Here is an 11,259-nt window from a genome sequence, read left to right on the forward strand (position 1 = left end):
TGGCGGTGGGGAAGCGGCTGGCCGCTAGCCGACCTCGACGAGGTCCACCACGAAGATCAGGGTCTCGTTGGGCTTGATCACGCCGCCCGCGCCGCGTTCGCCGTAGGCCAGGTGCGGCGGGATGACCAGCTTGCGCCTGCCGCCGACCTTCATGCCCTGCACGCCCCGGTCCCAGCCGGGGATGACGTGCCCCTGCCCCAGCGGGAAGCGCAGCGGCTGCCCGCGGTCCCACGACGCGTCGAACTGCTCGCCGGTCGAGTGCGAGACGCCGACGTAGTGCACGGACACGACCTTGCCCGCGGTGGCCTCCTCGCCGTCGCCGACGCTCACGTCGGTGATCTCCAGGTCCGCGGGCGGCGGGCCGTCGGGGCGGTCCACCTCGGGCTTGCTCAATGCCATGGTCACTCCTCGTTCTCGGCTCGCTGCACCGTATCGACCCGGTGTCCCGATCGCATTTCCAGTGGTCTCTACGCTCAGGGCATGGACTGGTCACTCCGCACGCGTGCGATCGCCGCGGGCCGCCCCGCGGCTCCGGGCGAGCCGTTGAACACCCCGCTCGTCGCGACGAGCACGTACGTCGCGGGTGGCGACTTCACCTACGCGCGCGAGAGCGGCACGCCGACGTGGGTGGCGCTGGAGGAGGCCGTCGGTTCGCTCGAAGGCGGCTACGCCACGGCCTTCGCCTCGGGGATCGGGGCCATCGCGGCGGTGTTCGAGCTGTTCCCGATCGGCGCCGGCGTGGCGGTGCCCACGGTCAGCTACTCCGGCACGCGCGGACTGCTGGAGCACGCCGAAAAGCAGGGCCGCTTCACCGTGCGGCAGCTCGACCCGGAGGACACCGCGGCGTGGCAGGCGGCGGCCGACGAGGTCGACGTGCTGTGGATCGAGTCGCCCACCAACCCGATGCTGCAGCTCATGGACTACGCGGCGCTCACCGGCCGCCGCGCGAAGGTCGTGGTGGACAACACGTTCGCCACCCCGCTCGTGCAGCGGCCGCTGACGGAGGGCGCGGACGTCGTCGTGCACAGCGCGACGAAGCTCATCGGCGGGCACAGCGACCTCCTGCTCGGCGTGACCATCGCCAAGGACGAGACGCTCGCGCGGGAGCTGCGCGACGCGCGCACGCGGAACGGGGCGACGCCCGGCGCGCTGGAGGCGTGGCTCGCGCTGCGGGGCCTGCGCACGATGCCGGTCCGGCTCGCGGAGCAGTCCAAGACAGCCGCGCTGCTGGCCGAACGGCTGTCGCAGCACGAAGCGGTGACCCGCGTCCGGTACCCGGGGCAGGGAATGATGATCGCCTTCGAACTGGCCGACGCCGAGGCCGCGGACCGGTTCTGCGCCTCGCTCGAACTGATCGTGCACGCGACGAGCCTCGGTGGGGTGGAGAGCCTCGTCGAGCGGCGGTCGATGTACGCGGCCGAATCCCACCTGCCTGCGGGCTTGATCCGCTTCAGTGTCGGGCTGGAAGATCCAGAGGACCTCTGGCGGGATCTGGAGCGGGCACTCGGCTGAGCTTGGAGCGGTGATGAAGGTCCGGACGCTGGCACTGGCGCTGGCGCTGCTGCTGCCCGCGACCGCGTGCTCGGCGGGCTCCACCGCGTCGGTGAGCGGCGGGCCGGACACCCTTTCGGTCGGGTTCGCCGCCGAGCCGCAGAACTTCGACTTCACCCGCACGGACGGGACGGCCATCCCGCAGGCGTTGCTCTACAACGTCTACGAGGGCCTGGTGAAGCTCGACGCGAACGGTGAGATCGTGCCGCTGCTCGCGAAGTCCTGGACGATCAGCCCCGACCGGAAGACGTACGACTTCGAGCTGAGGCCGGACGTGCGGTTCAGCGACGGGGCGCCGTTCTCCGCCTCGGACGTGAAGTTCTCCGTCGAACGCGTCAAGACCGACTGGTCCATCTCGATCAAGTCCAAAATGGACGTCGTGGACCACGTCGAGGTCGTGGACCCGCTGCACGCGCGCGTCGTGCTCAAGAAACCGAGCAACGGCTGGCTGTTCGACATGACCGGGCGCGTCGGCGCGATGTTCAGCCCGACCGGGGTCGCGGACCTGGCGAACAAACCCGTCGGCACCGGGCCGTACGTGGTCGCCGAGCGGCGCCGCGGTGATTCGATCGTGCTGCGGGAGAACCCGGGCTACTGGGGCGCGAAACCGGCGTACCGGACCGTCGTGCTGAAGTACATCAAGGACCCGACTGCGCTGAACAACGCGTTGCTCAGCAACGGGATCGACGTGATCTCCACGATCACGGCACCCGACTCGATCCCGCAGTTCGAGGCCGACACGCGGTTCACCGTCCTGCAGGGCACCACGAACGGCGAGGTCGTGCTGTCGTTCAACGGCACCCGCGCCCCGCTGAACGACGTCCGCGTGCGCCGCGCGCTCACGCTCGCGATCGACCGGAAGGCCTTGCTCGACACGGCGTGGGCCGGCCGGGGCACGCTGATCGGCAGCATGGTGCCGCCCACCGACCCCTGGTACGAGGACCTGTCGACGTACTACCCGTACCGCCCGGACGAGGCGAAGGCGCTCCTCGCGCAGGCCGGGCAGCCGAACCTCTCGCTGCGGCTGCGGATCCCGAACCTGCCGTACGCGGTGTCGGCCGCGCAGGTGGTGCAGTCGGACCTGGCGGAGGTCGGCGTCAAGGTGTCCATCGAGCCGCTCGACTTCCCCGCGGTGTGGCTGAAGCAGGTGTTCACCGACCACGACTTCGACCTGTCGATCGTGCAGCACGTGGAGGCGCGGGACATCACGACGTTCGGGAACCCGAAGTACTACTGGGGTTACGACAGCCCCGAGGTCCGGCGGCTGCTGGCCGAGGCCGACGCGGGCACCCCGCAGCAGCAGGTGGACGACATGAAGCGCGTCGCGCGCACGATCACCACCGATGCCGCGGCCGACTGGCTGTTCCTGTTCCCGAACGTCGTGGTGGCGAAGAAGAAGGTGACCGGGCTGGCGCCGAACCAGGTCAGCGAGTCCTTCGACCTCACGGGTCTGGGGCGCGCATGACCGCGTTGCTGCGCCGGACGGCGATCCTCCTGGTAAGCGCTTTCATCGCGTCGATCGTGGTGTTCGCGTTCCTCGCCGTGCTGCCCGGTGACCCCGCGCAGGTCGCGCTCGGCGTGAACGCGACGCCGGAACTGCTGGCGCAGACGCGGCACGCCTTCGGGCTCGACCGGCCGCTCGTCACGCAGTACTTCAGCTGGCTGGGCGGGGTGCTGCACGGGGATTTCGGGCGCTCCTACGTCACCGGTGAGGCGATCGGGCCGCAGCTGGCCGACCGGCTCGGCGTGACGTTGTGGCTGGTCGGCGCGGGCATGCTCGTGGCGCTGGTGCTGGCGGTGCCGTTCGGCACGCTGGCCGCGACGTGGCACCGCCGGGCGTCCGGCGCGGCGATCTCCGGGGTGTCCCAGCTGGGTGTCGCGGTGCCCGCGTTCCTCGCCGGGATCCTGCTGGTGCAGGTGTTCGCGGTGCGGTTGCGGTGGCTGCCGTCGGGCGGCTGGACGCCACCGGACCAGGACGCCGGCGAGTTCCTGCGCGGGCTCGTGCTGCCCGCGCTTTCGCTCGGGCTCGTGCAGGGCGCCGTGCTCACGCGTTACGTCCGTTCGGCGGTGCTGGACACGCTCGGCCAGGACTACCTGCGCACGGCGCGGTCCAAGGGGCTGCGGCCGTATCCCGCGTTGCTGCGGCACGGGTTGCGCAACGCGGCGGTGCCGGTCGTGACGGTGCTGGGGTTGCAGCTGACGACGTTGCTCATCGGCGCGGTCGTGGTCGAGCGGGTGTTCGTGCTGCCGGGGCTGGGCAGCATGCTGCTGGACGCGGTGTCGTCGCGTGACCTGCTGACGGTGCAGGGGATCGTGCTGGTCCTGGTGGTGCTGGTGCTGCTGGTGAACTACCTGGTGGACGTGCTGTACGTGCTCATCGACCCGAGGTTGCGGGTGAGGCGGTGAACCGGAACCTGTGGGCGGGCTCGGTGCTCGTCGGGCTGGTCGTGCTGGCGGCGCTGGTGTCGTTCGTGTGGACGCCGCACGATCCGCTGCAGGTCGACGCGGCCGTCCGGCTGTCGGGGCCGAGCGCCGACTTTTGGCTCGGTACCGACAAATTCGGCCGGGACGTGTTCTCGCAGCTCATGGTCGGGGCACGCACCACGCTGTACGTCGGGGTGATCGCGGTCGGCGTCGCGGCGGTGGTCGGGACGCCGCTGGGCATCCTCGCCGGGATGTCGCGGCGGTGGCTCGGCGAGTTCGTGATGCGCGTCAACGACCTCGTGCTCGCGTTCCCCGCATTGCTGCTGGCGATCATGTTCGGCGCGGTGTTCGGGGCGAGCACGGTGACCGCCATGATCGCCATCGGTTTCGCCACGATCCCGTCGTTCGCGCGGATCGCGCGCTCGGGGACCTTGCAGGTGATGAGCACCGAGTACGTGCTCGCGGCGCGGTCAGCGGGGCGGTCGCGGCCGTTCGTCGCGCGGCGGCACGTGCTGCCGAACATCGCGGGGCTGGTGATCGTGCAGTGCTCGGTGTCGTTCGCGATCGCCGTGCTGGCCGAGGCGGCGTTGTCGTTCCTCGGGTTCGGCACGCGCCCGCCGACGCCGTCGTGGGGGCGCATGCTGCAGGAGTCGCAGGAACTGCTGGCGGTGCAGCCGCGGCTGGCACTCGTGCCGGGGATCGCGATCGCCATCGCCGTGCTCGGGTTCAACCTGCTCGGCGACGGGCTGCGTGACCGCTTCGACCCACGACTGGAGCGCCGATGATCACCGTCGATGGGCTTTCCGTCTTCGCCGGGGACAAGGCGCTGGTGCGGAACGTGTCGTTCGAGGTCGGCGCGGGTGAACGGGTGGGGCTCATCGGCGAGTCGGGCTCGGGCAAGTCCCTCACCGCGTCCGCGGTCATGGGCCTGCTGCCGGAGGAGCTGCACGCGACGGGCTCGGTGGTGTTCCACGGGAAACAATTGCTGTCGGCGAGCGAGCGCGAGCTGTCGCGGCTGCGGGGGAACGACCTGGCCATGGTGTTCCAGGAGCCGATGTCGGCGCTCAACCCGCTGATGCGCGTGGGCCGTCAGGTCGCGGAGTCGATAAAGCTGCACAACCGCGGAGCGCCCGCGCGGGAGACCGCTCAACGGCTGCTCGAGTCGGTGGGTCTGCCCGACGTCTTCCGCGCGTATCCGCACCAGCTGTCCGGCGGGCAGCGGCAACGCGTGGTGCTCGCGATCGCGCTGGCGAACGACCCGGCGTTGCTGATCTGCGACGAGCCGACGACCGCCCTCGACGTCACCGTGCAGGCGCAGGTGCTCGACCTGATCCTCGTCGGCGTCGCGGAGCGGTCGAGCGCGCTGCTGTTCATCACGCACGACCTCGCCGTCGTGGCCCGCGTCTGCGAACGGCTGCTGGTGATGCTCGACGGGGAGATCGTCGAGGAGGGCACCACGCGGCAGGTGCTGACGGAACCGCGGCACGAGTACACGCGGAAGCTCCTCGCGGCGAGCGACCTGGAGGCGGCGTGATCGAGTTGCGTGACGTGCACCGGCGGTACCAGCGGGTGCACGCGCTGCGCGGGGTTTCGCTGACCGTCGAAGCGGGGCAGCGGTTCGGGATCGTCGGCGAGTCCGGCTCCGGCAAGTCGACGCTGGTGCGCCTGCTCGCCGGACTAGACCGGCCGACGTCCGGTGAGATCTCCTTCCAGGGCAAGCGGATCGACGACCTGCCCGAACGCAGGCTGGGGTTCCTGCGGTCGGAGTTGCAGGTGGTCTTCCAGGACCCGATGGGTTCGCTCGACCCACGGATGCGCGTCCGCGACATCATCAGCGAACCGCTCGGCCGCACGGACCGGGCCCGCGTGGCGGAAATGCTCGCCGCGGTCGGCCTGCCCGCCGACAGCGGCGACCGCTACCCGCACCAGTTCTCCGGCGGACAACGGCAGCGCATCTCGATCGCCCGCGCGCTCGCGCCCCGGCCGAGCGTCCTCGTCGCCGACGAACCGGTGAGCGCGCTGGACGTGTCCGTGCGCAAGCAGATCCTCGACCTGCTCGCGGACCTCGTCGCCCGCTTCGACCTGACGCTCGTGTTCGTCTCGCACGACCTCGGTGTGGTACGCCGGATCTGTGACACGGTCGCGGTGATGCGGCACGGGGAGATCGTGGAGCGGGGCGAGGTCGCCACCGTCTACTCCGCGCCCCGGCACCCGTACACGCGGGAGCTCATCGCGGCCGCGCCGAACCTGCACGCGGAACTGGAGCGGCTGAGAGGGCGATGATGTTCGAGAGCGCGGTCGACCTGCTGGCGCACTACCGGGCGGGCACCCTGTCCCCGGTCGAAGTGACCGAAGCGGTGCTGGCCAGGATCGACCGCCTCGAACCGCGGTTGCACGCCCTGTACGCCTACGAACCCGAGCAGGCCCGCGCGGCGGCGAAGGAGTCGGAACAGCGGTGGCGTTCGGGGCGGGCGGCCGCGCTCGACGGGATTCCGTTGACGCTCAAGGAGAACATCGCCACCCGCGGCACCCCCGTTCCGCTCGGCACCGCCGCCACCGAACTGGTCCCCGCGGCCGAGGACGCTCCCGCGGCGGCCCGCGTCCGGGAGGCCGGTGGCGTGTTGCTGGCGAAGACCACCATGCCGGACTTCGGGATGTTGACATCCGGACTTTCGAGCTTCCACACCCCGACCCGCAACCCGTGGGACCTCGACCGCACGCCGGGCGGGTCGAGCGCGGGCGCGGCGGCGGCCGCGGCGGCGGGGTACGGCCCGCTGCACGTCGGCACGGACATCGGCGGCTCGATCCGGTTGCCCGCGGGGTGGTGCGGGCTCGTCGGGTTCAAGCCGAGCTTCGGGCGCGTGCCCGTCGACCCGCCGTTCCTGGGGCGCGTGGCCGGTCCGCTCACCCGCACGGTCGCGGACACGGCGTTGCTGATGGGTGTGCTGTCGCGGCCGGATACGCGTGACCACCTGAGCCTGCCGCCCGCCGAACTGCCGTGGACGGACCTGGCCTGCGAGGTCAAGGGCCTGCGGATCGGGCTGCAGCTGGAGCCGGGCGCGGGGCTGGCGGTGGAGCCGGAAATCCGGGCGGCGGTCGTCGAAGCCGCGCGGCTGCTGGAGTCGGCGGGTGCGGTCGTCGAGCCGCTGGAACCGTTCCTGACCCGCGAAATGCTCGACGGGCTCGACACGTTCTGGCGGGTTCGCGCCTGGTGCGACCTCACCGCTCTGCCGGAGGAGCGGCAGGCGAAGGTGCTGCCCTACATCGCGGAGTGGGCACGCGGCGGGGCGGACGTTTCCGGTGTCGCGGCCTACCGCGGCTTCTCGCAGATCGACGCGATGAGCGTCGCCGCGCTGCGGGCCACCGAGGTCTTCGATTTCGTGCTGTCCCCGACGTGCCCGGTGTCCCCGCCGCCCGCGGACTGGGCATCCCCGACCAACGACCCGCGACGCCCGTTCGAACACATTCCGTTCACGGTGCCCTACAACATGTCAGGACAACCGGCGGTGTCGCTGAACTGCGGATACACCTCGGAGGGCCTGCCGATCGGCCTGCAGCTGGCCGGACGGCGCTTCGACGACGTCGGCGTGCTCCGCCTCGCTGCAGCATTCGAAGGAATTCGCGGACCGCAACGCTCCGCCCAGGTGTAATCGGCGGCGGAAATTGAGACCATCGTCGGTATGCGCATGGTCTACACCGGAGCTGACGAAGAGGACTTCGTCGACGCCCGCCAGCGCCTGCTCGTCGAGCTCGACGCGTGGTCGCAGATGCGGCAGCGGGTGGTCGACCCCGTGGTCGCCGGTGCCCTGCTCGACTACCGGTTCGAGCGGGACGGGCTGCTCGGCCGGTGGACCCGCGAGGTGCTGCGTGGCGCGCTGCTGACGTGGTTCCCGCGCAAGGTCGTGCTGCTCGACCCGCACTCGTCGGCGGTGCTGTCGACGATCGAGGCGCTGCTGGACTTCTTCGACGACGCCGACCTGTTCGACGACCGCAGCGACCCGCCCGAGGTGCTGCGGGTCTTCCTGCGCGGGGTCGCGGACCGCTTCGACGAGGCGATGCGCGAGCCGGCGAACTTCGGTCTCGCGAAGTTCTGGGCGGTCGTGATGGCCGAGCACGGCGTCGACCCGCTGGACGAGTTCGAGGCGCAGGAGTTCATCGACCGGGTGCAGCAGGGGGAGGTCGAGGTCGACCAGGACCTGCTGCACGAGATCGCGTACCGGCACTACGAGGGTGACGCCGAGGTCGAGCCGCTGGAGCCGACGCCGGTGCTGGCGCTGGCGTCCGAAGAGGAACTGGCGGCCGACGCGGCGGAAACCCGGGTGGTGCGGCGCCTGCGCCGCTTCGTCGACTGGGTCGGCGACGGGCGCGAGCTGGCCGCGAAGGGCAGGCTCGCCGAGCCCGACGCCCGAGACCTCGCCGAGCGGCTGGACGAACCCGACCCGGGAGACCTGGTCTCGCTGGCGAAGACCGCCGGCGTCGTCCGGGTGCTCAAGGGCAGGCTGGTCCGGGTGAAGCGGGCCGCGCCGCTGCTCGCCGATCCGCTGGCGCTGTGGCGGGTGGCGGTGCCGCACGTCATCGCGGGCTACGGCGGTCCGGTCCGCCGCGCCGCCGACCGGCACCTGGCCTACGAACTGCTCGAATCCATCCAGGCCGACAACGACTGCGCCACGGTCCCCATGCTCGTGGAGATCCTCGACGACCTCGGCGAGCTGAGCTGGCGCTGCGCCGACGCCGGCCCGGTGCTGCGGGTGCTGGACCGGCTCGCGGAGTTCGGCCTGGTGGAGCTGTTCCCGGCGACCGAGGAGCACTACGAGGACCTGCTCGACTTCGCCGGGGTGGACTCGGTGGACGACGTGCCCGAGGAGGAACGGCAGGTCGTGCGGATGCGCCCGCTCGGCACGCGCGTGATGTACGACGCCAGGGTCCGCGCCGGTATCCCGACGCTCACCCTCGACGACCTCGCGAGCGAGACGGCGGAGGTGTTCCTCGCCCGGGTCGGTCCGCTGTCGCAGGAGGCGTTCGAGGAGGGCGCGCGGCGGTGGTTGCGGGCGCGGGCGCCCGAGCGGGCGATCGCGGAGCTGACCGAGCTGGCCGCCCGCACGGACGACTTCGGGCACCGGATGCTCGCGTTCCAGCTGCTCGCCGAGTACGGCGAGGACGGCGTGGGGGCGATCTCCTCGCTGCGCGACCACTCCGCGGCGGGCCCCGCGGCGCTGAGCTGGCTGCTCGACGCCGGGCTGATCGACGCGAGCGAGGTCAGCGGCCGCGAACGCACCTACACGATGGTCGACGTCCTCGCCGCGGGCATCCGCTCGGCGGGCCGCAAGAAGGCGCTGGAGGAGTTCGCCGCGCAACCCCGCCCGGCGCAACTGCTGTTCCTCGCGGACGCGACGATCTGCGGCCACCCGCGCACGCGCGAGGTGCTGGAGTCGATGGTCGTCGCGCACCCGGACCGCATGGTGTCCAACGCGGCCCGCAAGGCGCTGGACTGGCTCCACGAGCCGGGCTGCTGAAGGTCAGGGCTCCAGCGCGGCCGCGAGCGCGAGCACCCGCCGTGCCTCGTCGACGTGCAGGTTCTCCACCATGCGGCCGTCGACCGTCACCACGCCGCGGCCCGCCGCCTCGGCTTCGTCGAACGCCTCGATGATCCGGCGCGCCCGCTCGACCTCCTCCGGAGACGGGGCGAAGATCCGGTTGCACGGCTCGATCTGCGACGGGTGGATCAGCGTCTTACCGTCGAAGCCGAACTGCCTGCCCTGCCGGCACTCCGCCTCGAAACCCTCGGCGTCCCGCACGTCGTTGTAGACGCCGTCGAGGATGACCTTCCCCGTGGCGCGCGCGGCGAGCAGGCACAGCGACAGGCTGCCCAGCAGCGGCGCCCGGCCCGGCACGGACTCCGCGTGCAGCTCCTTCGCCAGGTCGTTCGTCCCCAGCACCAGCACGGTCAGCCGGTCGCTCGCCGCCGCGATCTCCTCCGCGTGCAGCACGGCGACGGGCGTCTCCAGCATCGCCCAGATCGCCGTGCGGTCCGGCGCTCCGGCACGCGCCAGCGCCTTCTCGACGTCGTGCACGTCGCGTGCCGAGTTCACCTTGGGCACGACCACCGCCGCCGGACCGGCCTGCGCGGCGGCCCGCAGATCCGCGTCGTGCCAGGCGGTGTCCAGGCCGTTCACGCGGATCGCCACCTCGCGCCTGCCGTAGTCGCCGGACGCGGCGGCGGCACACACGCGCTCGCGCGCGGCGTCCTTCGCGTCCGGGGCGACGGCGTCCTCCAGGTCCAGGACGACCCCGTCGGCGGGCAGCGTCTTCGCCTTCTCCAGTGCCCGCTCGTTCGCGCCCGGCATGTACAGCACGGACCGCCGCGGTTTCAGCTCGGTCATGCCAGCACCCTAATGGGCTCTGACACGCGCAAATCCTCTGAGTAGCACCGTTCGGCCTGCCGTCACCCGTTTAGTCGCAGGGTCGGACTGAAGTCCGATGACCGCTCATCGACCGGCCACCGACCGTCGGGCGCCGCCGATCGCAGCTGGTCCGCCAACCCGAAGACCCGCGGGCCGCGCACTGGTACTCAATTCATGTGCCAGTTTTCACGAGGGGGAACGGCACGCAGGACCAAGCAGGCAAAAGGAGGCGGACTCGTGGCGGTTACACCAGGGCACACCGGGGATGCGGTGGTGGCCGGCGAAACCCGGTCTTTTCCCACCCGCGTGGTGCCGCCGGTCGAGCTGCCGGCGAGCACTTCGTACCTCGCGGGCGCGGCCGCCGCGCAGCTGGGCTGGAAGGGCGTCGTGCTGCCCGAGGTGACCATCCTCGGCCGCCGGGTGTGCGTGGTCGCACGCCTGCGCACCGACGTGCACGCCGAGCGCATCGCCTGCGGCATCGGCCCGGTCGCCGACCGCACCACCGTCGCGACGTGGACCTGGCCCGAGTTCGCGCCGACCGCGCCCCCGCCCGCCGCCGACATCGTCGGGGTGCTGTCGGTGGCCCGCCACTGGCGCACGGGCATGGCCGCGACGGTGCCGTTCGCCCGCTACGGCGAGGCCGCGATGGTGCTGCCGTCCTCGGCGGTGCTGAGCAAGGACTACGTGGACAACTGCCTGCCGCGGGCCCGCTCCTACGGCCTGTCCGTCGTGTCCGCCGACGCCGACGCCACGGTGGCGCTCGACCTGTCGGGTCGCCGCGAGCAGCCGCTGCTGCCGCAGGACCCGGTGTCGCGCTGGATCAACGAGATGGTCTACGAGCAGCTGCTCGCCTCCTACGACCTGCCGGTGGCCTGAGCGCCGC

The 11,259-nt window shown here is 71.6% G+C and carries 11 protein-coding genes; 9 read left to right on the forward strand and 2 right to left on the reverse strand.

Annotated features, from left to right (window positions below; all coding sequences use genetic code 11):
* Positions 1–24: 24 nt before the first annotated feature.
* The gene (locus BMZ92_RS13280) at positions 25–399 is read right to left on the reverse strand and encodes an FKBP-type peptidyl-prolyl cis-trans isomerase (RefSeq protein WP_091506771.1); all 375 of its coding nucleotides are present in this window, start codon (positions 397–399) and stop codon (positions 25–27) included.
* A gap of 81 nt (positions 400–480) precedes the next feature.
* On the opposite strand from BMZ92_RS13280, the gene BMZ92_RS13285 reads away from it, so the two are divergent.
* Genes BMZ92_RS13285 through BMZ92_RS13320 form a run of 8 tightly spaced genes read left to right on the forward strand, consistent with a single transcriptional unit; the run spans position 481 to position 9,488 of the window.
* A complete protein-coding gene (locus BMZ92_RS13285; RefSeq protein WP_091506773.1) occupies positions 481–1,512 on the forward strand; it encodes a trans-sulfuration enzyme family protein in 1,032 nt (343 codons plus the stop codon).
* A gap of 13 nt (positions 1,513–1,525) precedes the next feature.
* Positions 1,526–3,016 (forward strand): ABC transporter substrate-binding protein, encoded by a 1,491-nt coding sequence (locus tag BMZ92_RS13290; RefSeq protein WP_177228670.1) that lies wholly within the window; start codon positions 1,526–1,528, stop codon positions 3,014–3,016.
* Entirely contained in the window at positions 3,013–3,957 is a 945-nt protein-coding gene (locus BMZ92_RS13295; RefSeq protein ID WP_091506776.1) for an ABC transporter permease, read from the forward strand. Before BMZ92_RS13290 ends, BMZ92_RS13295 begins: the two co-directional genes overlap by 4 nt.
* Positions 3,954–4,760, forward strand: coding sequence for an ABC transporter permease (locus tag BMZ92_RS13300; RefSeq protein WP_091506777.1), 807 nt, complete (start codon positions 3,954–3,956; stop codon positions 4,758–4,760). Before BMZ92_RS13295 ends, BMZ92_RS13300 begins: the two co-directional genes overlap by 4 nt.
* On the forward strand, positions 4,757–5,509 hold the full coding sequence (locus tag BMZ92_RS13305) for an ATP-binding cassette domain-containing protein (RefSeq protein WP_091506780.1): 753 nt from the start codon (positions 4,757–4,759) through the stop codon (positions 5,507–5,509). The genes BMZ92_RS13300 and BMZ92_RS13305 overlap by 4 nt, the downstream gene beginning before the upstream one ends.
* The gene (locus BMZ92_RS13310) at positions 5,506–6,258 is read left to right on the forward strand and encodes an ABC transporter ATP-binding protein (RefSeq protein WP_091506783.1); all 753 of its coding nucleotides are present in this window, start codon (positions 5,506–5,508) and stop codon (positions 6,256–6,258) included. Before BMZ92_RS13305 ends, BMZ92_RS13310 begins: the two co-directional genes overlap by 4 nt.
* Entirely contained in the window at positions 6,255–7,625 is a 1,371-nt protein-coding gene (locus tag BMZ92_RS13315) for an amidase (protein WP_091506785.1), read from the forward strand. Before BMZ92_RS13310 ends, BMZ92_RS13315 begins: the two co-directional genes overlap by 4 nt.
* A gap of 30 nt (positions 7,626–7,655) precedes the next feature.
* Entirely contained in the window at positions 7,656–9,488 is a 1,833-nt protein-coding gene (locus BMZ92_RS13320; protein WP_091506788.1) for a hypothetical protein, read from the forward strand.
* 3 nt (positions 9,489–9,491) lie between these two features.
* On the opposite strand, the gene BMZ92_RS13325 is transcribed toward BMZ92_RS13320, so the two are convergent.
* Positions 9,492–10,355 (reverse strand): HpcH/HpaI aldolase/citrate lyase family protein, encoded by an 864-nt coding sequence (locus BMZ92_RS13325; RefSeq protein ID WP_091506791.1) that lies wholly within the window; start codon positions 10,353–10,355, stop codon positions 9,492–9,494.
* Between the two features lie 258 nt (positions 10,356–10,613).
* Between BMZ92_RS13325 and BMZ92_RS13330 the strand changes: the two genes are divergently transcribed.
* Complete coding sequence (locus tag BMZ92_RS13330; RefSeq protein ID WP_091506794.1) at positions 10,614–11,252, forward strand: hypothetical protein; 639 nt, start codon at positions 10,614–10,616, stop codon at positions 11,250–11,252.
* The last annotated feature ends 7 nt before the right edge of the window (positions 11,253–11,259 follow it).

The organism is Amycolatopsis sacchari, assembly GCF_900114035.1.
In the GTDB taxonomy this organism is placed as follows: domain Bacteria; phylum Actinomycetota; class Actinomycetes; order Mycobacteriales; family Pseudonocardiaceae; genus Amycolatopsis_E; species Amycolatopsis_E sacchari.